We start from the raw sequence: 23,303 nt of genomic DNA on the forward strand, positions 1-23,303 counted from the left end.
CTATCGTCGGAACATGAATCCGCTTCGCCCCGATCACTCCCGGCCGCGCGCAGCCGTGGTGTACAACCCGGTGAAGGTCAAACTGTCCGAGCTCAAGGCCGCGATCAACACCGCCGCCGAGAATGAGGGATGGGCGCGGACCCTCTGGTACGAGACCAGCGAGGCCGACCCGGGCGGGGGAATCACCCGCACCGCACTCGCCGATGGGGCCAGCCTGATTTTCGCCGCCGGCGGCGACGGGACGGTCCGGGCGGTCGCCGATGCGCTGCGCGGTGCCGAGGTTCCGCTCGCCCTGATCCCCAGCGGCACCGGCAACCTGCTGGCACGCAACCTCTCCCTCCCGCTGAGCGATCTGGACACCGCCGCTCACATCGGCTTCGCCGGTCGGTCGCGTCCCATCGACATGGGCATCATGAACGTGATTGATGAGCAGGGTCGGGGCTCGGAACACTCATTCCTAGTGATGGCCGGAATCGGGCTGGATGCCACGGTCATGGCCAATACCAATCCGGCGTTGAAAAAGGCCGTGGGCTGGCTCGCCTATGTGGACGCGGGCATGCGCGCCCTGCCCAACGCACATCCCTTCCGTCTGCGCTATCAGCTGGCCGGACGCTCCGAGCACAGCGTCAGTGTCTCCACGATCCTGTTTGGCAACTGTGGCAGCCTGCCCGGGGGCCTCGAACTGATGCCGGATGCGGCCATCGATGACGGCCAGCTAGACCTCGCCGTGCTGCAGCCCGCGGGCCTGTTTGGCTGGCTTAAGGTGTGGCGCAAGCTGCGCTGGGAGAATGGCTCGCTGCGCAAGAGCCGCATCGGCCAGCGCATCATCACCGTGACCCGCGGCCGCAAGGGCACCAAAACCATCAGCTACCTGCGCACCGCCGAGGTCAACGTCCGCCTGGACGAACCGCAGTCCTTCGAGATCGACGGCGACGAACTGGGCCGCATCGTCAGTGCCCGTGTGGGCACCGAACCGAGCACCCTGCTGGTGCGGGTGCCGCTGGTGGAGCTGACCTCGTAGAAGCGGATCAGCCGGGAGGGCCGGGAGCTTCAGCCTCGGCTGCCGCGTCACGCATAATCCTCCATGCCTGTTCCAGCTCCTCCTCATCGGTGATGTAGCGGCCGGTCCACGGATCTAACAGGAGTCCCAGTACGCGGTATCGCCCGCCGCCTAAGTCCTGCAGGTATGTTCGGGAATTTGTCATGTCGCTCTCCTTTCATGATGTGAATCTCCTCATGCGCGTCGATGCGCCGCACATATTTTGGTGGTCACACGTTAAGCCGGGTGGGTGGATACCACATGGGAGAGGCGGTCGCCCCACCCGGTTTCCAGTCCGTTGATCCCCAGCGCGTTAATTTCGAGGGCGGCACGCATCTGGCCAATTGGTGCCAAAAAATCAATGACATGCACCGCGGTTACGGCGGGCGGTAGTTCCCGGATTTGGGTCCAGACGGGGATGGCTAGCGAGCAGCCCCACTGGTGACCAGAATGCGCTGTCGGTTCTTCCCAGAGCGGTGCCTCGGCGGAAAGAGCTCGCCCGGCAAGGACCGAACTTTCTTGCCCCGTGGGCACGGACGTTAGCACGTCCGGAGACCGATATATACGATCGCTTACAGCCCATCTCACCAAGTAGCCGTTACCATCCGCGATCCATAAACTCGTTCGGACGTTGGTACCGTGCAGCATGTGACAAAGGTCGTGTGCTTCGGACTCTAGCCGACGCGCGTATGAGTCCTGATACTCGTTGAACCTCGCCGTGTGAGCGTCCCAAATAAGCCGGGCACGCTCCTGCGGGGACAGATATCCCGGACGATGAATGTGAGCGAGCTCCTGAACAATCTGAACCGCATCGGAAAAATCTGAAGTGATCACGGGCTCAAGGCCAATCGCCCTCCATTGACTAGCAAGAGCAGGAAGAATCTCGTCAAACTCGTCACGGCCCAGCCGAAATGATTCGCGGACGAGCAGGACAATCGCCGAGTGATTTCTCGGGTGATCTCGCATCACATGGTGAAACCATTTCCTGACGTCTGGGTCCCGGTATGACGTACCAACCAGGATGAGCGCACCCCGACGCAATGATTGGATCAGGAGAACCTGCTGCCAGGGCATCCCGGCGCTGAGGACCTCGTTGTAATCGGAAAGAGCGAGAATCAGATTTTTAGTGCCGGTGGGGCCGACAACGCCGTGAAGGTGATGAACCCGAGCCTGGCGTTGAGGCAGGGCCTTCACTCCATGCTCATGTCCAGACTCGGCCTGAGCAGCAAATTCCCCCGCGCGGCCCCTCAGCCTGGTGGAAAGCAACCGAACCGCCTGTTCAAGTAGGGTGTCAAAATTCAACGTGATGAGGGTGGTCTTTCCGGGCTGCTCATCCAAGCAATGCCTGGCAATGGCAAAGTGTAGGGTCGAGGGCCCGGGCCCCTGAAAGTTGCCGTAGAGTGCCTGCCGCACGCTCGCCTCCCACTCGCTGCCCAGGCTCTGCTTGGCTGCCTCGGCGACCAGGAGGGGGTCCTGCTCGCGGACGAGGAGTTCGGCGAGACGGCGGTCGCGCACCGCACCGCTGCGCAGTAGCAGACGCACCGCGAGTTCGTTCCAGTCGGGCAGGCCCGAGGCAACGGATGCGCCCGCGCCGAGCAGGAGCGTCAGGTGTTTGTCCGCACCGGACGCCGCAAACTGGGCCATGATGGCCGGGGTAAGGTCGGGAGCGCTCATGCACGAAGCGTGTCATGGGCGATGTCCGGGGGCGCTTGGGATACGGGATCTGTGGAAAAACAGCGGAATTGCCTGCCTGTGGAGGAAGTCGGTGGACAGGCGTCTGATGCCCGTCCGATGCTCCCGCCTGCCATACATGTAACACGGCGGAAACGCGCGCGCAATCGCGCCCGAACACGGCATCCCTACTGTGGGGACAACCGCTTCGGCGTTAATCCCGCACCACGGGTGTCCCCAACACCACCGTCTCATCGCCATTCCCCTTCGTCGCACCCGGCCGCCACCACCGATGGCAGCGGGGGTTCGCGACGGGCGCTAGGTCCGGTGTCCCCACAGCAGTAAGGACCCTGCACCATGCCCATTCCCGTACCCAAAACACGGCCGCAGCCCGACTTTGCGGCCGTCAAGACAGCATCCGGTTCGTCCCGGCTTCGCCGCCTTCAGGCATCCCTCCTGATCGGCACCCTCGCCCTCGTGAGCGCACTCGGCCTGGCCAGCCCCGCGGTTGCAGCACCCGCGAGCCCCACGGTGACCATCACCGCACCGGAGAGTGTCACGGCCGGCGAGGCGGTGCCGGTCACCCTGCACCTCACCGGCGTCAGCGACACCTTCGCCCTGCAGGCCACCCTCGCCGCCGACCCCACACTCCTGCACTACACCGAGTCCAGCGTGAGCGGCCCCGAGGGCGGTTTCACCTCGGCTGCGCCGTCGGCAACCGGCATCGATATCGTGCACACCCGACTGGGCGGATCCCCCGCACTGAACGGAGAAATTACCCTGACCCTGAGCTTTACCGCGACCGGATCGGGAACCACCGCCCTGGCGCTGACCGCGCTCAGCCTGGTCGACGGTGCCGGTACCGAGACTGCCGGAACGAGCCTGCCTCAGACCACGATCCGAGTGATCGCGGCCGCCGAGCCGACCGCGAGCCCCAGCCCAAGCGCATCCGCCGATCCCGGCTCGAGCCCCTCCCCGAGCGCATCCGCCACTCCGGGATCCCCCAGCTCCGCCGCACCGATTTCCTCGGCGTCCCCGACCGCCGGTGCCGGGAGCGCCGGCGGCCTGCCCGGCACCGGTGCCACGATCGGGCTCTCCCTCCTGGGAGCCCTCGTTGCACTCGGTGCCGGGTTGGTCCTCCTGCGGAGCCGAAAGGCGGCCCGTCGATGAGTACCACACCCACCCGTTTTGGAAAGGCCTTCCCGATGACCTCCCTCAGCCCCCGCACCCTGCGCACGGCCGCCGCACTGGGCACCGCCCTGATCATCACCGGCACGGTCGCGATCGTCGCCCCCGCGGCGAGCGCCGAACCCGCCCCGGTTCCCGGTGGGCTGCTGCTCGCGCCGTACTACACCGAGCTGGATCTGACCGGCGATCACCAGGTCACCACCGCGGATCTGACCCTGCTCACCACCCACCTGGGTGCCCGCACCGGCGACGCCGACTGGGCCAAGGTGGCCAAGGCGGACACCGACGGCGACGGCGTCATCACGGTGCACGATGTGGCCGCGCTGTCCCAGCGGATGGTCTACAACGACGGCCCGTTCTCCCTTGTTGAGGCCTCGGTGCTCGACATGCAGGCGGCAATGAATGCGGGGGTGACGTCCTCGGTCAAGATCACCCAGGAGTACCTGGACCGCATCGCCGCCTATGACCGTACCCTGGTCGACCAGGGCGCGGGTGGGCGTCCACTCAACTCGGTCATCAACACCAATAAGACGGCCCTCGCAGCCGCGGCCACCGCCGACGCCGACCGTAAGGCCCACGGGATGACCGGCCCGCTGCTCGGCGTACCGATCGTGGTCAAGGACAACTACGACACCAGGGACATGCCCACCACCGGCGGCTGCGGCTGCTGGGACAACAACCAGACCAGCACCGATGCGGCGATGGTTACCGGGATGCGCAAGGCCGGGGCGATCATCCTCGCCAAGGCCAGCCTGGACGAGTTCGCGTTCGGGTTTGTGTCCGAGTTCTCGGCCGGTCAGCCCGCCGGATCCTCGCTCCTGGTTGCCAGCCCGTACAACACGACCCAGTCGGCCGGTGGGTCCAGCGGCGGTACCGGTGCGGCGGTCTCGGCAAACCTCGCCGGGCTCGGATTCGGCACCGATACCGGTGGATCGATCCGGATCCCCTCGACCTACAACCAGCTGGTCGGCATCCGTCCCACGGTGGGCCTGGCCAGCCGTGACGGCATCATCCCGCTGGCCCTCAGCCAGGACACCGGCGGTCCGATCGCCCGCAGCGTGACCGATGCGGCCATTGCCCTGGATACCGTTCCGGGGATCGACCCGGCCGACCCGGTCACTCAGAGCCAGGCCGGCAAGGTGCCCACCTCCTACACCGCATCTCTGAACAAGGACGCGCTGAAGGGTAAGCGGATCGGCGTGGTCACCACGATGATCGGCACCAACGCCACCACCGTGCGCCTGTTCGCCCAGGCCCGCGCGACCTTGGAGGCCCAGGGTGCCACCGTTGTGGATATCGCCCCGACCGCGGACTTCAACCGGGTCCTTGCCGAGGGTAGCGGCAGCACCAACGAGCTCAATCACGACCTCAACAACTACGCGGCCGCGCACCTCGCCCCCGAGGTGGCCGCGCGCTCACTCACCCAGATTGTGGACTCGGGCAAGTTTGTTCCCTCGCGTCGGAGCACCTACGTGCAGCGAGCCGCCATCACCGAGGACACCTACCAGGCGTGGGCGGGACCGCAGGGTTCGCACACGCTGCAGCTGGCCGCTGGGAAGACCCTGGTCACCGGGATGCTGAACGATCAGAACCTCGACGCCCTGGTCTACCCCTCGGGTAACCCGTATGCGAGCCTGGGCACCAACATGCGCCTGAGCCCGAACACCGGCATGCCGGCGATCACGGTGCCGATGGGTCAGTCCATCGCCGCCGACGGCGGACCGGTCGGGGCCGGGGTCAACCTGGAATTCCTCGGCCGCGACTTCGCCGAGGGTCCGCTGATCGGGCTCGCCTACTCGTTTGAGCAGGCGACCCACTACCGCACGACCCCGGCGCTGTACCCGGCGCTGGTGAAGTAAGCGGTTAGAAGCGCCGCCCGGCTCACTCAGATCCCGGCAAAACAAAACCAAAAACAAATTTTGTTTTGTTTTGTTTGCGAACCGAGGGAATACAACACCGCGGCCCGGCACCCACGAGGGGTGCCGGGCCGCGGCGTTATGACGGCAGAGACTAGATAACACCCTGGGCGAGCATCGCGTCGGCCACGCGCACGAAACCGGCGGCGTTGGCACCCAGCACGTAGTTACCCGGCTGGCCGTAGCGCTCGGCGGCCTCGAACGAAGCCTTGTGCACACCGGACATGATCGAGTGCAGGCGCAGCTCCGAATCGGCGAAGCTCCAGTGCTGACGCGCGGCGTTCTGGCTCATCTCCAGCGCGGAGGTGGCCACGCCACCGGCGTTGGCGGCCTTACCCGGTCCAAACAGCACGCCCGCGGCCTGGAATGCCTCGACGGCCTCGGGGACACAGGGCATGTTCGCGCCCTCGGCAACCGCCTGGACACCGTTCTTGATCAGGGTGGCCGCGGCCTCGGCGCTCAGCTCGTTCTGGGTGGCACAGGGCAGGGCGATCTGGCCGGGAACATCCCAGACGCTGCCGCCGGAAACGAAGCGAGCCGAGGGACGACGCTCGGCGTACACCGAGATGCGCAGGCGCTCAACCTCCTTGATCTGCTTGAGCAGATCCAGGTCGATACCGGCCTCGTCCACCACATAACCCGAGGAGTCGGAGGCGGTGATCGCCTTGCCGCCCAGCTGGGAAACCTTCTGGATTGCGTAGATCGCCACGTTGCCCGAACCGGACACGATCGCGGTCTTGCCCTCGATCTCCTCGCCACGGGTGGCGAGCATCTCCTGGGTGAAGAACACGGCGCCGTAACCGGTGGCCTCGGTGCGCACCTGCGCGCCGCCCCAGCCCAGGCCCTTACCGGTGAGCACACCGGACTCGTGGCGGTTGGTCAGGCGACGGTACTGGCCGAAGAGGTACCCGATTTCACGGCCACCCACGCCGATGTCACCGGCAGGAACGTCGGTGTACTCGCCGATGTGACGGTGCAGCTCGGTCATGAAGGACTGGCAGAAACGCATGACCTCGCCCTCGGACTTGCCGTGCGGGTCGAAGTCAGATCCACCCTTACCACCGCCGATGCCCTGACCGGTCAGAGCGTTCTTGAAGATCTGCTCGAAACCGAGGAACTTGATGATCGACGCGTTGACCGAGGAGTGGAAACGCAGTCCACCCTTATACGGGCCGAGGGCCGAGTTGAACTGGATGCGGTAACCGCGGTTGACCCGCACGGCACCGGAGTCATCCACCCACGGCACGCGGAAGAAGATCTGACGCTCGGGCTCAACCAGACGCTCCAGGATGCCGGCCTCGACATACTCGGGGTGCTCGGCGAGCACCGGTGCCAGCGATTCCAGCACCTCGTGCAGGGCCTGGTGGAATTCGGGCTCTCCGGCGTTGCGAGCAACGGCGGCTTCAAAGACGGGGCGAACGGTGTCGGATGTTGCAAAGGGGATAGACACGAAGGAAACTCTCTCGGAACGGGGGGAACGCTGCGGTCTTCAGGGCCGACAGCGTGCGCCGACCACTCCTAGTGGAGAACGCAACGTTGCGGTTCGCGGCCCTTATGGGGCCAAGAGTTAGTTTCACGTGTCCGGCGGCATCACGTCAATCCGAGATTCGTCCCAGGCAACCTTTTTTCCGTTCTAGGGAACCCTCACGTACCTGAAATTCGGCGGAATTCCGCGGAAACTCGCGGTAAATACGCACGTTCGCAATTTTGAGGAATTTCTTGCACATCCGCCGCCCAAACCGCGCGAATCGGACCTCGCAGATCGCGAGTGCTATCCGCGCGAATCGGCACCCAGGATCTGACGCAGCCACTCACGGGCCTCCAGGAAGACCGAATCGGAGAAACGCGAATCCACGGTGATGGCCGAGCGATCGGCGGCCGGATAGGAACCGAGGAAGGTGAGCCGGGCCAGGCTGCGACGCAGACCCAGCAGGGCCTCGGCCATCCGCTCATCCAGGATGTGACCCTCGGCGTCGATGATGAACCGGTAGCGTCCCATCTCGTCCCCGACCGGACGCGACTCGATCATCGACATGTTGACCCCGCGGGTGGAGAACTGCTCCAGCATGGTCAGCAGGGCACCGGACTCGTTGCCCGGCAGCTCGGCGATCAGGCTGGTTTTATCGGCCCCGGTGCGCGGCGGAATCGCCTGGGTGGTGCTCACCAGGAGGAAGCGGGTGACCGCGTTTTTGTTGCTGCCGATATCGGTCAGCAAAACCTCGAGGTCGTAATGGTCGGTGATGCCCGGCGGGGCCACGGCCGCGTCGGCATGCGGGGTGTCCAGCAGATCGGCGGCGGCGGCCACATTGCTGGCGGCGGGAATGTGGCCGTGCCCGGGCAGGCGTGCATCCAGCAGCTCGCGGCTCTGCGCATAGGCCACCGGGTGAGCGTTGATCACCCGGATATCCTCCAGCGTGGTGCCGCGGCGGGCCACCAGGTCAAAGCTCACCGGCACCAGGTATTCGCCGATCACGCGCAGGCCCGGCACGGTGGCCAGGGCGTCCTGGGCAACCGAGACGCCCCCGTCGATCGAGTTCTCAATCGCGATCATCGCCGCATCGCTGCGCCCGGTGATCACATCGTCCAGCGCCTCACCCAGGTTCTGCACCGGACGCCAGGTCTGCCCCTGAGCCTCGGGCACCTGAGCCAGGGCCCGCTCGGTAAACGTGCCCCGCGGACCCAGGTAGCTATAGGTACGGGTTGGCGCGGATACGGGCGAGTCAGACATGGTACGAGCATAGTGCCCGTCTCGGCGGAAGCGCGGGCTTCCGCGGTATTCGATGGGGAACCTGGCAGAATGGGGATATGAGCGACCGTGCCGGCACCCGTGCCACCGAATCCGATCTGATCAACGTTGATGCGTTGATCGCCGCCTACTACGAGCTGACCCCGGATGTTTCCATCCCCGAACAGCGCGTGGTCTTTGGAACCAGCGGGCACCGTGGCTCCTCGCTGCGCACCGGATTCAACGAGACTCACATCCTGGCGATCACCCAGGCGATCGTGGAGTACCGCGCCCAGCACGGCCTGACCGGCCCGCTGTTTCTCGGGGCTGATACCCACGCGCTGAGCGCCCCGGCCCTCGCCACCGCGCTGCGCGTGCTGGTGGCCGCGGGTATCCGCGTGCTGATCGACACCCACGATGAGGCGGTCCCGACCCCGGCGCTGAGCCTGGCGATCATCGACTACAACCGCACCCGTACCGGGGCCGAGCGCGCCGACGGCATCATCGTCACCCCGAGCCACAATCCGCCCGCCGACGGCGGATTCAAGTACAACCCCGAGCACGGTGGTCCCGCCGACAGCGACGCCACCAACTGGATCGCCGACCGCGCCAACGAACTGATCGCCGCGGACCTGGAGGGTGTGCAGAGCGTCGCCGAAATCAACCCGGCCGAGCCGCCGGCACTGGTCGAGCGTTATGACTTCCGTGGGGCCTATGTCGAGGCGCTGGCCGAGATCATCAACTTTGATGCGATCCGCGAGGCGGGCATCCGCATCGGTGCCGACCCGCTCGGCGGTGCCAGCGTGACCTACTGGCAGGCCATCGCCGACCGCTACCGGATCGACCTGACCGTGGTGAACCCCGAGGTCGATCCGCGCTGGGCGTTTATGACCCTGGACTGGGACGGCAAGATCCGCATGGATCCCTCCAGCGCCAACGCGATGGCCTCGGTCCTGGAGCACCGCGCCGACTACGACATTCTCACCGGCAACGACGCCGACTCCGACCGGCACGGCATCGTGACCCCGGATGCGGGTCTGATGAACCCCAACCACTTCCTGGCCGTCTCGATCGACTACCTCTTCAGCACCCGCACCAACTGGCGTGCGGATGCACGGGTGGGCAAGACCCTGGTGTCCAGCTCGATGATCGACCGGGTCACCGCCCGCATCGGCCGCGAGCTGTGGGAGGTCCCGGTGGGCTTCAAGTGGTTTGTGCCCGGCCTGATCGACGGATCCGTGGGCTTCGGCGGCGAAGAGAGCGCCGGTGCCTCCTTCCTGCGCTTTGATGGTTCGGTGTGGACCACCGATAAGGACGGCATCCTGCTGGCGCTGCTCGCCAGCGAGATCCGCGCGGTCACCGGCAAGAGCCCCTCCGAGCTGTACCGCGCACTGACCGAGGAGTTCGGAGATCCCGCCTATGAGCGCGTGGATGCCCCGGCCACCCCGGCGCAGAAGGCAGCCCTGGGCAAGCTGGACCCGGCCGCGGTCACCGCGACCGAGCTGGCCGGCGAGACCATCATCGCCGCGCTCAGCCACGCCCCCGGCAACGACGCGGCCCTCGGCGGCCTCAAGGTGGTCACCGAGAACGCCTGGTTTGCCGCGCGTCCCAGCGGCACCGAGGACGTCTACAAGATCTATGCCGAGTCCTTCCGCGGTGCCGAACACCTGGCACAGGTGCAGGAGGAGGCCCGCGCGATCGTGGCCGCCGCCCTGGGCAACGCGTAAAACCCCGACCCGACACCACAACGGCCCCTCCCGAATCCTGGATTCGGGAGGGGCCGCTGCGGTGAACGCTAGTCCTGCGTGGCCCGGCGACGACGCAGCAGGAAGACTCCCGCTCCGGCGATCAGGGTGAGCAGTCCGAGGCCCGCGATCAGGGCGCTCGACTCGGGGGCACCGGTGGTGGCGATGCCGCCGCCCGGCTTGGTGATCGGCTTCCCGGTTACCGGGTCCACCGATCCGGGGCCACCGTTGCCGGTTCCCCCGTCTCCCGGGACCTGGGCGGGCAGGATCTCAAACGCCATTCGTGCATCAACGGCCGAGGTGGCACCGGTCACCACAATCTCGTGCTGACCCACCTCCGCACCCTTCGGCACGGTGAAGGAGAACACCAGTCCGCCGCGCGGGTCCGCGGTGGCGGTGCCCAGCGTGATCGGGTCGGAGTGCAGCACCACGGTGATCTTCTCTCCCGGAGCGAAGCCCTCACCGGTGATCTCCACCAGGTCACCCACGCGGGCGTTCTGGGCGTTGGAGCGCACCTGCGGGGTGTAGACCGGCGTGGTGGTGTTCTCCAGCACGGTCAGGGTTCCGCTGGCCGGAACGGCCGAGGTCTCCCCCACCGCGGTGACTCCGAGTACGCCCGCGGGCGTGTTCTTCGGCACGGTCACGGTGAGCGAAATCTCGCCCTCCGCGTTGGCGGTGGTCTCTCGGGTGATGGCGGGGTCGATGGCCACGCTCACGTTGACCTTCTCATTCGGCGCGAAGCCCGCACCGGTGATGGTCGCCTCACCGCCGGCGCGAACGCCGCCGGCCGGGGCTACCGCGATGGTCGGCGAGTACGGCACCTTGACCGGTGTCACCTCGGCACTCAGGCGCAGCTGCTGCGTGCCCGAGGTGCCGTACACGGTCACCACAACCGGGTAGGTGCCCGGCTCGGTGAACGTGTGCTCGGCGGTGATGGTCGCGCTGCCGTCGGTGAGGGCACCCAGTTCCACATCCTGGATGTCCGATCCGTCACCCCACTGAACGCGGGCCTTCGGCGCGATGGCACCGGCGGCCTGGGTCACCGTGGCGAGGTCGGCGGAGAACTTCTCTCCGGCAACCACGGCGATATCCGTGCCCGCGGTCGCGGTGAAGGCGGTGTCCGCGGCGGTGCCGTTGCTGGCGATCGCGAACACGTGCACGCGACCCTCAACGCCCGGCTGTCCGGGCTGAACCGGCAGGGTGATCGTCTGCACGGTCTTTCCCGCGGGGATCGAGTACGGCACCGTGGAGAAGAAGTACGAGGGCACGTTGGACGGGCTGGGCCCGGCCAGACGATAGCTCGACTTCACCACCTCGATGTTGCCGTACAGCGGGGTCGCCTGCGAGTTTCCACCCTTGGTCCAGTCCGAGAGCTGCAGCGGAATGGTCTCGGTGGATCCGTCGGTGAAGGTGACCAGGGCGGTGGTGTCCTGGTTCTTCTCGGTAGCGGCACCGATGAAGGACAGCTTGGTCGCATCCTCGCCCAGGTTCGGGCGGATGACCTGACCGGCACCGGTGGCGTTGTCCGGAGCGCCCGCGGGGATCACCGGGATGGTGAAGCGCAGGTCGGTGCCCGGGACGCCGTGTTCCACACCCTGGGTCAGGCCACCATCGGCGAGACCCTTGCGCGGGAACGAGATGCCCTTGGCGTCACAGTTGGCGCCCACACCGTCATCGGCGATGCACTGGCTGTCGAAGGCCGCCCGCAGGCTGCCCGGCTCCAGGTAGTCCACCGTGATCGGGAGGATCGCCGAGGCGGTGGACGCCCCGTCGGTGACGGTCACGGTGACCCGGTACTCACCGGGCTCGGCATAGGTGTGCGAACCGGAAACCGGGTAGACCCCGAGCGTCGGCGATCCCAGGGTGGCGGTGCCGGCGGCACTGCCATCGCCCCAGTTCACGCTGACCGTGTAACCCTTCGGATCGCCACCGCTGATACCACCGAGGTTCAGCGTCTCGGCCACACCGGAGCGGGCACCCAGTGCCTGTGCCGGGGAAACTGTCAGCTGCGATCCCGACGCATCCGAGGCGTGAGCGAGCAGTTCCAGCTCGCCCAGGGCCACGCTGTCACCACCCGAGGTCACGTTCAGACGGAACTGTGCAAAGCTGCCCGGCTGGGCAATCTTGAACGGCCGGGTCTGCAGTGCGGAGTCGAACTTCTGGTTCTGGCGGGTATCCACCACGCTCCAGGTTTTGCCGTCGTTGCTGCCCTCCAGGGTCCACCCGGTCGGGGCGGTGGCCGTGGAGGTACCCGAGGTCAGCGTGTAGAAGGTCGGCGACTGGGCCGGCCCCTGGTAGGCCACGGTGATCTGCGGGGTCTTCGAGGCGAAGGACACCTGGCTGGCGGCGTTGTTGTCCACCAGGTTGGCGGTGTTCTCCCCGTCGCGGCTGGTGACGCGGGCGATCTTGGGATCGGCCGAGTCCAGCAGCGGCGAAGCCGGGTGCTCCCCGGTGCTCAGCGAGGGCGGAGCATCCGCCTCGGCGGTGCCCCAGGCCGAAGGCTTGGCACCCATCACAAAGTCCAGCGTGCCACCCTGGGCGAGCAGGTTGGAGTCGATCGAGGTGCTCGAGTACGCCTTCCCATTTACCCTGAGCGACTGAACGTAGGTGTTCTCGTCAGAGTTGTTCGGCGCGTTGATAACCAGGGTCTTGTCGCCGAGCTTGACGGTCGCCTTGGTGTAGAGCGGCGAGCCGATGGTCAGCTCACTCGATCCCACCTGCAGCGGGTACAGGCCCAGGGCGCTGAAGAGGTACCAGGTCGACATTTCGCCGTTGTCCTCGTCCCCGGGGTAGCCCTGACCGATTTCCGAACCGGCGAAACTGCGCTTGATCGCCTCGCGGGTGATCGCCTGAGCCTTGGCCGGGGCACCCACCGCGTTGTAGAGGAACGGAATGTGGTGCGAGACCTGGTTGGAGATTCCCCACTGACCGAAGCGGGCATCGCGAGCCTCGATCTCCTCGTGGATCGGTCCGGCCGAGGTCTCGGGGATCGAGAAGAAGTCATCCAGCTTCTTTTCCAGTCCCGCACGGCCACCGTAGAGGGCGGCGAGCCCAGCCGGATCCTGCGGCGCGTGGAACGCGAAGTTCCAGCCGTTGGTCTCGGTGTAGGGGCCCCACCAGGTGGTCGGGTCGTAGTTCTCCGGTGCCACCTGGAAGCTGCCATCGGCGTTGCGGGCCTGGAAGAAGTTGATGGCCGGGTCAAACATGTTGACATAGGTGGTGGCGCGGTCGGTGAAGTACTCGGCCTCCTCGCGCAGCTGGGCGCGACGGTCCTCCGGAGTGGCGGGATCCTCGGCCAGGGCGGCGGCCATGTTGCCGATGCCATAGTCGTTGATCATGCCCTCAAGACCCCAGGAAACACTCTCGTGCTCGCTGGCCGGGGTGTATCCCAGGAAGGTCGAGGTACCGATGGACTTACGTCCGGTCGCGTTGGAGCTCGTGGAGACCACGGTCGCGTTCTTGACCGCGGCGTCGTAGGTGCCCAGCGGATCATCCAGCTTGACACCGCGCAGGTAGGCGTCGGCAAACGCGACGTCCGAGCTGGTGCCGGTCATGATGTCCGCGTATCCGGGCGAGGACCAGCGGGCAACCCAGCCGCCGGCACGGTACTGCTCCACGAATCCGTCCACGAGGTCCGCGGCCACATCAGGGTAGAGCATCGCATAGGCGGGCCATACGGTGCGGTAGGTGTCCCAGAAGCCGTTGTTCACATACATCTTGCCGTCGCGGATCTGCGCGTCGGTTTTGGTGTCGGTGGCGGTGCCGGTCTTGGTGTTGACCGGGCTCGCGTACTTGTACACGGGCTGATCGGCGGTGCCGGTGTTCTCATGCTGCACGTTGGGATACACGTTCAGGCGGTAGAGGTTGGAGTACAGCGAAACCAGTTCGGTCTCCGAGGCACCCTCCACGGTGATCGCGCTCAGGCGGTCATTCCAGATCTTCTGAGCCGAGGCACGCACCTGGTCGAAGGACTGGTTGCCGATCTCTAGGCCGAGGTTCTTGGTGGCCTGATCGAGGCTGATCAGCGAGGTGGCCATGCGCAGGGTTACGGTCTTGGCCTGGGAGGTGTCGAAGGCCGCGAACATCGTGGATCCCTGGGCACCCGACGGGGTTCCCAGGCTGCGCGGGGTCTGGTCAAACTTGCCCGAAATGAACATGCGCGACTGGCCGACCCGGAAGCCCGAGCCGTTATCCACCCAGCCGGTGACGGTGCCATCGGCGGCGATGGTGAACTTCTGATCGGCCTTGGGCGAGTCAAACACCACGTTGCCGTCGTTGCCGTCGAAGGTGAAGCGCATGACCATGCCGTGATCGGACGGGGTCATCTCGGCGGAAACCTTATTGTCGAGTTTCACGCCGTAGTAGTCGGGCTGAGCGGTCTCGTTCTCGTGCTTGAGGGTGGTCGAGCGCTGGCCCGGGTTGCCGCTGGGGGCACCCGCGCCGGGCACCGGCATGACCGAGAACTGGTTGCGGTCACCCATCCACGGGCTCGGCTGGTGCGAGATCGCCAGGCCCTGGAACGGCGTGCGGTTCTGCGCGTCATTGCCCTGCTGGTACTGGTAGGTGCGCGAGGTTGCCCGCGCGTTGGTCACCGGAACCAGGAAGTTGAAGCCGTTGGGCACCGAGGTGATGGCCTCGTTGGATCCACGCGAGAAGCTGCCCGAGGAGTTGGTACCCCGACGGGTGTCCACGTAGTGGGTGAGGCTGCTGCCGTCGATGGTGGCCGGGGTGGCCTCGATCTTCAGGTCATCCAGCCAACCCGAGAACGCGGTGCTCGCGGTGGCTCCGGGGTTGTCATAGGAGAGCAGGAAGCGGTCGATGGTTTTGCCCTGGGCCACCCGGCCGAGGTCCACCCGGACCGAGTTCCACTGCTTGGGGTAAAGAATGTTGCCGGTGCCCTGACCCTGCGCGGTGGCCGCATATCCATACTGGTCCTTGGCGGACAGGTCAGACAGGTAGGTGCCGTCGGTGAAGTGCAGGTCGACCGCGGTGTGGGTCGAGGGGTACTGCAGGTCGCCACCGGTGAGTTCGGGGAAGAGCAGGTAGCTCAGTCGGCTGGTGTCGGTGACCGGGATCGAGACGTCCTTGTAGATCACGTTGGACGCATAGCCGCGGCCCTCGGCCGTGTGGGCACCCGAGTACTTGAGGGCGCGCACGCCGGTGAAGCCGACGCGGGCCTTGATGTTGAACCCGTCGGAGGGGCCCGAGCCCACCTCGGTGTTAATCGGGGTCGCGACCGGGTTTTCCGGGATCGCCCCGGCCAGCAGGAAGTCGGCCAGCTGGATCAGCCCGCCGCTCTGGTTCGAGGCGATGTCGAGGCGGTACTTGCTGAAGGTTCCGGTGGTCTTGAGGGTGAACTCCTTGGCGACGCCGCGCTCGGAGGACTTCCAGGACTGGTCGGTCTGGGAATCCAGCTCGGTCCAGTCGGTGCCGTTATTGGAGCCGAGGATGCGCCAGGTGCGCGGATCGCGCTCGGGGGCATCGTTGCCGGAGACCAGCTTGTAGGTGACCGCGGTCTGCGCGGTGGTGAAGGTGTAGTCCAGGGTGGCGGCGGTGGTGAAGGCGAGCCACTTGGTTCCGGCGTCGCCGTCGGCGGCGAACTTTGCGGCCTCATTCGGCGCGTTCTCGGCGCTCGCGGAAACCGAACCCAGGGCCTTCATCAGGTCGGGCAGGCCAACACCCTGCACGTTTTGCTGCCACGGCTTGCCGTCGCGCTGCTCGACGGTGTTGGAGAGCGCGGCCGGATCGGTGGCCTCAAACGAGCTGGCGAAGTTGGCTTCGGCGGGGGCCGCGCTGGCGGGGGCCGCGAAGAGCACCGGCGAGAATCCGCCCAGTACCAGCGCGGTGCCTACCCCCAGCGCGCCGAGGCGGCGCAGGGGGCGGGGGCGGGGGCGTGCGGATCGTTCCGCACCGAGGGGGTGACTAACATGACCTCGATCGGGCGCGGGGGTGCGCCCGTGCGCCGGAGGCGCGAGGGGATGGGACTGCTCCGACATGCTTGCCTTTCGTCATTGAAGGACCGGTTGGGAGGAACCCGCATCATGCGCACTGCATCATTGCGTGGCACGGGTTGCGCCGAATCTATCGCGCCGGTCCAAAAAATGTCAACGTTGTCTTTTGGGGGACCCGGCGAAAATCCCCGTGATTACGGGGTATTAATTCCCCGGTTCGGAGATTAATCTTGGGATACCACCGGAATTTGCCGGGCTGTGTTGCTAGGATCTGACATCGTTGACACAGCGTCGCGGATTCCGCGACCGACCCCCGAGGACATCCATGACGCCGCTCCCCCGCAGCACCCGCCCCACCATGAACGACGTGGCCAAACTGGCGGATGTGAGCCTGAAAACCGTGTCTCGCGTGGTCAACGGAACCGAGAGTGTGAGCGCGGCCAAGGCGGTGCGGGTCGAGGCGGCCATCCGGGAACTCGGGTTCCGTCGAAACGAACAGGCACGGCAACTCCGCCAGGGCACCACGGCCACGATTGGGCTGATCATCGAGGACCTCGCGGACCCGTTCTACTCCACCCTCGCCCGAGCCGTCGAGGAGGTGGCTCACGCGCACCATCACGCGCTGCTGGTGTCCTCCTCCGCCGAGGATCCGCGCCGGGCCGAGGAACTGGTGCGCTCGCTCAGCGGGCGCGGGATCGACGGGCTGATCATCACCCCCGCCGAGGGCATGGATCCGCGCGTGCTGGCGGCCGAGGGCGAGGCCGGCTGCTCGCTGGTGTTTGTGGACCGGCCGAGCGTGGATGTGGACGCCGATACGGTCCTAGTGGATAACCGCGGCGGGACCGCCGCCGGGGTCCGTCACCTGCTCGCCGGGGGTCACCGCCGGATCGCATTTGTCGGCGACACCGCGAGCCTCTACACCGCCCAGGAGCGCCGGATCGGCTACCTGGAAGCGTTGGAAACCGCCGGGATCGAGCGCGATGACAACCTGGTACTGATGGCCAATCCCGCGGCCCCCGAGTCCGGGGAGGCGTTTTTGGCACTGCTGGATCAGGCCGATCCCCCCACCGCGATCCTCGCCGGAAACAACCGGTGGAGCGTCCGCGTGGTGCGCCTGCTGCGCCAGCGCGGCATCGGGGTCGCCCTGGTCGGATTCGATGACTTCGAGCTCGCCGATGCCCTGGAACCGCCGGTCAGTGTGGTCGCGCAGGACCCCGCGGCGGTGGGGCGACTGGCGGCCGAACTGCTCTTTAGCCGACTCGCCGGGGACACCGGACCGCGTCAGCACATTCAGCTCGGCGCCACCCTGATCCCGCGCGGCAGCGGGGAGCGCGCCCCGCGCTAGGTGCGTCGCACCCGAAACCGCGGCACCCGTCCGCGCTCTCCGTTCCCGGTGGTGCGCCCTCGGCCGAAGCGCACGCACCGCAGGCAGGCACGCATGCAGAATGGCCGGGCCCCGAGGGGTCCGGCCATTCTGCGTGTACGAACGTAATCTAGATGCGCTCGGCGATGTAGGTGCGCAGGAAGTCGGCGTCGCAGGGGATCTCCTCGACCCGCTGCGGAGCCTCCATCAGCGCCTTCGTCTCGGCCGACTGCTCGGGGGCGGAGCCCAGCGCCTCGGCCACGATCTCGGGGAACTTACGCGGCTTGGCGGTCTCCAGCACAAGCATCGGGATACCCTCCTCCACGTGCGGCAGCGCAACCTTCGCGCCATCGGCGGTGTGCGGATCCAGGGTGATGCCCGAAGACTCGGCAAACGAGCGGATGGTGTCGATCCGGTCGGCGTGGGTCGAGGTGCCACTCACGAAACCATATTCGGCTTCGAAGCGGGCCTGCTCGCCGCTGAGGTCGAAGAATCCGTTGGCGGCGAGGTCCTTCCACGCACCGGCGGTGCGCTCGGGGTCGCGACCGAAGAAGTCAAAGATGAAGCGCTCCAGGTTGGACGCCTTGGAGACGTCCATCGAGGGGCTCGACGTGGCCAGGGTTTCGGCCGAGGTGCGCGGGCGGTAGATGCCGGTGCGGAAGAAGTCGTCCAGGACGTTGTTCTCGTTCGAGGCGAGCACCAGCTTGCGGATCGGCACGCCGAGCAGCTTGGCGTAGTAGCCCGAGAGGATGTTGCCGAAGTTGCCCGAGGGCACCGCTACCGATACCTCGAAGCCCGCACGCTTCTCGGCGTCCACGGCGTCGGTGGCGCGCAGCCAGGCCCACACGTAGTAGACGATCTGGGCGGAAATCCGACCAAAGTTGATCGAGTTGACCGCGCCCAGGTTGTGGGCGCGCTTGAAGTCGAGGTCCTCGGAGAGGGTCTTCACCAGGTGCTGGCAGTCGTCAAAGACGCCGGCCACGGCGAGGTTGTGCACGTTGGCGTCCTGCAGCGAGTACATCTGGGCCCGCTGGAAGGCGCTCATCCGGCCCAGCGGGGAGAGCATGAAAATCGAGATCCGCTCGCGCCCGCGGAACGCGTATTCGGCGGCGGATCCGGTGTCGCCCGAGGTGGCCCCGAGGATGTTCAGGCTGCTGGTGGTCTTGGCGAGCACATATTCCATGGCTTCGCCGAGGAACTGCATCGCCATGTCTTTGAAGGCCAGCGTCGGCCCCTCGGACAGGCCCACCAGCGTCATGCCGCGGCCCAGGTCGGTCAGCGGGACGATCTCGGCGGCCTCAAACTTATCGGCAGCGTAGGCCGCGTGGGTCAGCCGGGACAGGTCTTCGCGGGGAATGTCGGTGGCGAACAGCCCGATCACCTCGGTGGCCAGGTCGGCGTAGCCGAGGCCGCGCCAGCTCTCCAGCGTCTCGGGAGAAACGGTGGGCACGGTTTCGGGGACGGCGAGGCCGCCATCCGGGGCCAGGCCCTCAACCAGAACGTCGGAATACTGGCCAATGACGTGGCCGCGCGTCGAGATGTACTGCAATTCCGCGCCTTTCTCCTCGGGGATCATGAGAAATCCAGCCTACCGGGCGCGCCGGTGAGAAAAACACAGCATCCCGTGCACATTGGTGCGCCCACAAGGATCTGCAGCCCCGGCGATGTGCTCAATCTTTCAGAGCAGGGATCGTTCCGGGGCTTTCATCTCGATTATATGTGAAGGCGAATACTTGTGTCCTTACGCCTTGGCGTCGGGGATGCACAGATACCGACCAGGCAGGCCGGAGTTACGCCTTGGCGTCGGGAATCGAGTAGAACCAGGCCTGCATCTCCTGGCCGGGCTTGTTGGCGGCGTTCTTGTCCTTGATCAGCTGGTCCAGGTCGCGGTAGTCGCCGTCGAGGTTGTGCGACACAAACGCGACCTCGGTGTGGCCGTTCACCTTCTTGACGCTGGACACGGTCATCACGTGGTCGGGGCGGCCCTCGCCGGTCCACAGGAACACGCCGATGTCGCCGACCTTGAGCTTGTCGCGGTCGGCGAGGGTCAGCTTGGTAAGGCCCAGGGTCGAGGCGTCGTTGGTGAGCCACTTGTCCATGGTGGGCACAAAGCGCCAAGACTCGGTCGAGGAGGCCACGTTGACGCCGGGGCTGTTCCACTGCGGGTTCTGCTTCCAGCCGCGGGCGATCAGGCCCTGGCTGGTGAAGTTGGCGCAGTCTCCACCGCCGGCGTTCATGTCGCCCCACTGCGCGGTGTTGTAGTTGTTCCAGTGCTTGAAGAGGTAGGCCATCTGGCGGTCCACATCGGTCTTCACCGCGTAGGTGTACTCGGCGCTGCCGGCGGCCGGGGTCTGCCCAATAAGCGCGGTGACCGGAACCTGACCCTCTACATAGTTGAACGAGGAGGGCACGGTGACCTCGATGGTGGTGTCGTTTTTGACGGTGATGTCGCCGGCGTCCACGGTACCGAAGTGCACGTTGGTGACGCCCTTGAGGTTTTCACCGGTCAGGGTCAGCGTGGTGCCACCGGAGAGACCACCTTCGGTGCTGGAGAGCTTGGTCAGCGTGGGCTTACCGGTGCCGGCGTCGGCGCTGGTGTTGCTGCTGGGGGCGGCGGAGCCACCGGTGGAGGGTTCCGATGCGGCGCACCCGGCGAGGGTGGCGGCGAGCAGGCCGCTCAGGACGAGGGCGGGGAGACGAGTGCGCACGGGGACCTTCCAAAACACAAATACAGACAATATGTCGAGACCTCATCCTAAGCGCGCGTGCCTGGGAAATCGGCACAAAAATCGGCGGGCCGGGATCGCAGGTTACGGCGCGATGACCCCGCCGGGTAGCCCGGGCGGCACACACGCGAGAGAATGGGGGCGTGGGGAATTCCGTTTCCCCGTTTGCTGTTGATCCTTCACAGCACACCCCGTACGACAAGTGCCCGTTTTGGGCAGAGGAAGCCGTCTCCCATGACCCTGAACCACCCGATCGACGATGCCGAGGCCGCCCGCCTCGCTGCCGACTTCCCGGCCCTGGATCAGGAGGTGAACGGTCACCGCCTGGCGTATCTGGACTCCGGCGCGACCTCGCAAAAACCCAGCGCGGTACTCGATGCCGAGCGCGACTTCTACGAGCATCACAACGCCGCCGTGCACCGCGGCGCCCACACCCTGGCCGCCCTGGCGACCGAGCGGTTCGAGGATGCGCGGGCCAAGGTTGCCGGATTTATCGGGGCCGATATCGACGAGGTGGTGTGGACCAGCGGTGCCACCGAGGCGCTGAACCTGATCGCCTACGGCATCTCCAACGCCAGCGCGGGCCTCGGCGGCGAGGCTGCAAAGCGCTTCGCGATCGGTGCCGGAGACGTGATCGTCACCACCGAGGGTGAGCACCACGCCAACCTCATTCCCTGGCAGGAGCTGGCCGCCCGCACCGGCGCGACGCTGCGCGTCATCCCGATCCTCGATGATGCCACCCTCGACATGGAGGCGGCAGCCGCGCTGATCACCCCCGAGGTCAAGCTGGTTGCGTTCACCCATGTGTCCAACGTTTCTGCGGTGATCAACCCGGTTTCCGAGCTGGTTGCCCTGGCCCGCGCGGCGGACGCCCTGGTGGTACTGGATGCCTGCCAGTCGGTGCCGCACATGGGTGTGAACGTCCGCGAGCTGGACGTGGACTTTGCCGCGTTCTCGGGCCACAAGATGCTCGGCCCCACCGGCATCGGTGTGCTCTATGGTCGCTCCGAGCTGCTCAACGCCCTGCCGCCGTTCCTCACCGGCGGCTCGATGATCACCACCGTAACCCTGGAAAAGGCCGAGTATCTGCCCGCCCCGCAGCGCTTTGAGGCGGGAACCCAGCAGGTCGCGCAGGCGATCGGGCTGGCCGCCGCGATCGACTATCTGGATGCCGTGGGCCTGGATCGGATCCACGAGCGCGAGGCCGAGCTGGGCGCACGCATGTACCGCGGGGCCGCGGCGATCCCGGGCATCCGGGTCCTCGGCCCGAGCGAGGCCGCGCTGCGTTCGGGCGTGGTTGCGCTGGATGTCGAGGGGGTGCACGCGCACGATGTGGGCCAGTATCTGGATGACCGCGGCATCGCGATCCGCGTCGGCCACCACTGCGCCCAGCCGCTACACCGCCGTCTGGGTGTGACCGCCTCGACCCGGATCAGCCCGTACTTCTACAACACCACCGCCGAGATTGACGCGGTGATCGAGGCCCTGGGCGAGGTCCGCGCCTACTTCGGCCTCGCCGACTAATCCCGCTGTACTCCCCACTCAGATTTAGAAACTGGAGCTGCCATCATGGGCTCACCCGAACTCGCTTCCCTCTACCAGCAGGTCATCCTGGAGGCATCCAAGCAGAAGCATGGCTTTGGCCTGCGCCCCGAGGATCACCCCAGCAACCACCAGCTAAACCCCACTTGTGGGGATGAGATCACCCTGCAGCTGGTCACCGACGCCTCGGGAGAAACCGTGGAGAAGCTCGCCTGGGAAGGCCAGGGCTGCTCGATTTCGATGGCCTCGGCCTCGCTGCTGACCGACCTGACCGCGGGACTGCCGGTGGCCGAACTGCCCGAGCGGATCGGCCTGTTCCGCGAGCTGATGCAGTCCAAGGGTGCCGGGATCGAGGACGACGAACCCCTCGGGGACGCCGCCGCTCTCGAGGGTGTCTCACGCTATATCGCCCGGGTGAAGTGCGCGATGCTCGCCTGGACCGCGCTCGAGGGCGCGATGATGGAGAGCGCCGCCAAGTAGGCGGAGCGTGCGCCCGGCGGTCCGCAGCGGCTGATGCCTGACGCAGGTGGTTTCGACCTGGCAATGCCCTGGGAGGCGTGCGGCATTTCCCCCATCCGGGCCCGATCCCGGAAATAGTTGTAGCGACAATCTATTTCCGATCGAAGGAGCCCGTTTTGACCCCGTCGACCACCTCGTCCCTTGGCCTGGCACTGCTGCGCGTTGCGCTCGGTGTCGTCTTTTTCGCCCACGGCTGGCAGAAACTCACCGAGTTCACCCTCGCCGGCACCACCGAAGCGTTCCGCGGCATGGGGGTGCCGCTGCCCGAACTGGTGGGCCCGGCCGTGGCAATCCTGGAGATTGTTGGGGGTGCCGCGCTGATCCTCGGCCTGGCGACCCGGATCGTCGCCGGACTCCTGGTGCTCGACATGCTCGGTGCCCTGTTCCTGGTGCACGCTTCGGCGGGTATCTTCGTGGACGCGGGCGGCTTTGAGCTGGTCCTCGCCCTCGCCGCCGGTGCCGCCGCCCTCGCCCTGACCGGCCCCGGCACCTTCTCGGCCGACCACCTGGTGCGCGGCCTCCGCCGCGGCCGCTCAACTGCCGCGACGGCCTAGCCACGCCCACTCGTCGCCCTCGATGCCCACACGGGCATCGAGGGCGACGCTGTTCGGCCCCCGAAAATCGTATGGACGCCGTACCGAAGGTTCACATTCGATACACATCCCGCCGGTTCCCGATCCTCAGAATCAGAACGACCAGCACACCGTCGTCCACGTCGTAGACGACACGATAGTTCCCCACTCGAACACGCCGCTCACCCGCGCCACCAACCAGCTTGATCGACCCCACCGGCCGCGGATCTTCGGCGAGACGCTCGATGGCATCTCTAATGGGTTGACGATCCCGGGGATGGATTCCACGAAATGCCTTCGCCGCGGACGAGGCATAGGAAATCCGGTACACGGCCATGATCAGAGG

The 23,303-nt window shown here is 66.4% G+C and carries 16 protein-coding genes; 8 read left to right on the plus strand and 8 right to left on the minus strand.

Features of this window, described 5'->3' with window-relative positions; translation table 11 throughout:
• Nucleotides 1-13: 13 nt before the first annotated feature.
• The gene (locus D9V34_RS16380; protein WP_121689526.1) at nt 14-1,021 is read left to right on the plus strand and encodes a diacylglycerol/lipid kinase family protein; all 1,008 of its coding nucleotides are present in this window, start codon (nt 14-16) and stop codon (nt 1,019-1,021) included.
• 7 nt (nt 1,022-1,028) lie between these two features.
• Here the strand turns inward: D9V34_RS16380 and D9V34_RS17910 are convergent, their stop codons facing one another.
• Nucleotides 1,029-1,205 carry a hypothetical protein gene (locus D9V34_RS17910; RefSeq protein WP_183092014.1) on the minus strand — a complete coding sequence of 59 codons (177 nt, stop codon included), beginning with the start codon at nt 1,203-1,205 and terminating at the stop codon, nt 1,029-1,031.
• A gap of 71 nt (nt 1,206-1,276) precedes the next feature.
• Nucleotides 1,277-2,713, minus strand: a complete 1,437-nt coding sequence (locus D9V34_RS16385) for an SIR2 family protein (protein WP_121689527.1) — start codon at nt 2,711-2,713, stop codon at nt 1,277-1,279.
• Between the two features lie 354 nt (nt 2,714-3,067).
• Between D9V34_RS16385 and D9V34_RS16390 the strand changes: the two genes are divergently transcribed.
• Nucleotides 3,068-3,880 carry a cohesin domain-containing protein gene (locus D9V34_RS16390; protein ID WP_121689528.1) on the plus strand — a complete coding sequence of 271 codons (813 nt, stop codon included), beginning with the start codon at nt 3,068-3,070 and terminating at the stop codon, nt 3,878-3,880.
• A complete protein-coding gene (locus D9V34_RS16395; RefSeq protein ID WP_245992061.1) occupies nt 3,877-5,757 on the plus strand; it encodes an amidase family protein in 1,881 nt (626 codons plus the stop codon). Before D9V34_RS16390 ends, D9V34_RS16395 begins: the two co-directional genes overlap by 4 nt.
• A 151-nt stretch (nt 5,758-5,908) precedes the next feature.
• On the opposite strand, the gene gdhA is transcribed toward D9V34_RS16395, so the two are convergent.
• A complete protein-coding gene (gene gdhA / locus D9V34_RS16400; protein ID WP_121689601.1) occupies nt 5,909-7,258 on the minus strand; it encodes an NADP-specific glutamate dehydrogenase in 1,350 nt (449 codons plus the stop codon).
• 327 nt (nt 7,259-7,585) lie between these two features.
• Nucleotides 7,586-8,542, minus strand: a complete 957-nt coding sequence (gene pheA, locus D9V34_RS16405; RefSeq protein ID WP_121689530.1) for a prephenate dehydratase — start codon at nt 8,540-8,542, stop codon at nt 7,586-7,588.
• Nucleotides 8,543-8,619: 77 nt separating this feature from the next.
• Between pheA and pgm the strand changes: the two genes are divergently transcribed.
• Entirely contained in the window at nt 8,620-10,266 is a 1,647-nt protein-coding gene (pgm, locus tag D9V34_RS16410) for a phosphoglucomutase (alpha-D-glucose-1,6-bisphosphate-dependent) (RefSeq protein ID WP_121689531.1), read from the plus strand.
• A gap of 68 nt (nt 10,267-10,334) precedes the next feature.
• Here pgm and D9V34_RS16415 read toward each other — a convergent pair whose 3' ends face one another.
• Complete coding sequence (locus tag D9V34_RS16415) at nt 10,335-16,280, minus strand: GH92 family glycosyl hydrolase (RefSeq protein ID WP_121689602.1); 5,946 nt, start codon at nt 16,278-16,280, stop codon at nt 10,335-10,337.
• Nucleotides 16,281-16,560: 280 nt separating this feature from the next.
• On the opposite strand from D9V34_RS16415, the gene D9V34_RS16420 reads away from it, so the two are divergent.
• A complete protein-coding gene (locus D9V34_RS16420) occupies nt 16,561-17,580 on the plus strand; it encodes a LacI family DNA-binding transcriptional regulator (protein ID WP_220700614.1) in 1,020 nt (339 codons plus the stop codon).
• Between the two features lie 148 nt (nt 17,581-17,728).
• Here the strand turns inward: D9V34_RS16420 and thrC are convergent, their stop codons facing one another.
• The gene (thrC, locus tag D9V34_RS16425; RefSeq protein WP_183092015.1) at nt 17,729-19,147 is read right to left on the minus strand and encodes a threonine synthase; all 1,419 of its coding nucleotides are present in this window, start codon (nt 19,145-19,147) and stop codon (nt 17,729-17,731) included.
• 241 nt (nt 19,148-19,388) lie between these two features.
• Complete coding sequence (locus tag D9V34_RS16430) at nt 19,389-20,306, minus strand: amidase domain-containing protein (RefSeq protein ID WP_121689533.1); 918 nt, start codon at nt 20,304-20,306, stop codon at nt 19,389-19,391.
• Between the two features lie 252 nt (nt 20,307-20,558).
• Here D9V34_RS16430 and D9V34_RS16435 point away from each other — a divergent pair, with 252 nt between their 5' ends.
• The 3 genes from D9V34_RS16435 to D9V34_RS16445 all read left to right on the plus strand — a co-directional run bounded on the left by D9V34_RS16435 (nt 20,559) and on the right by D9V34_RS16445 (nt 22,939).
• A complete protein-coding gene (locus D9V34_RS16435; RefSeq protein WP_121689534.1) occupies nt 20,559-21,848 on the plus strand; it encodes an aminotransferase class V-fold PLP-dependent enzyme in 1,290 nt (429 codons plus the stop codon).
• A gap of 45 nt (nt 21,849-21,893) precedes the next feature.
• On the plus strand, nt 21,894-22,346 hold the full coding sequence (gene sufU, locus D9V34_RS16440; RefSeq protein ID WP_030149378.1) for a Fe-S cluster assembly sulfur transfer protein SufU: 453 nt from the start codon (nt 21,894-21,896) through the stop codon (nt 22,344-22,346).
• A 155-nt stretch (nt 22,347-22,501) separates the two neighbouring features.
• Entirely contained in the window at nt 22,502-22,939 is a 438-nt protein-coding gene (locus D9V34_RS16445) for a DoxX family protein (RefSeq protein WP_121689535.1), read from the plus strand.
• Between the two features lie 91 nt (nt 22,940-23,030).
• On the opposite strand, the gene D9V34_RS16450 is transcribed toward D9V34_RS16445, so the two are convergent.
• Nucleotides 23,031-23,294, minus strand: a complete 264-nt coding sequence (locus D9V34_RS16450) for a type II toxin-antitoxin system RelE family toxin (RefSeq protein WP_121689536.1) — start codon at nt 23,292-23,294, stop codon at nt 23,031-23,033.
• Nucleotides 23,295-23,303: the final 9 nt, after the last annotated feature.

Source organism: Mycetocola lacteus, from assembly GCF_003667575.1.
Taxonomy (GTDB): domain Bacteria; phylum Actinomycetota; class Actinomycetes; order Actinomycetales; family Microbacteriaceae; genus Mycetocola; species Mycetocola lacteus.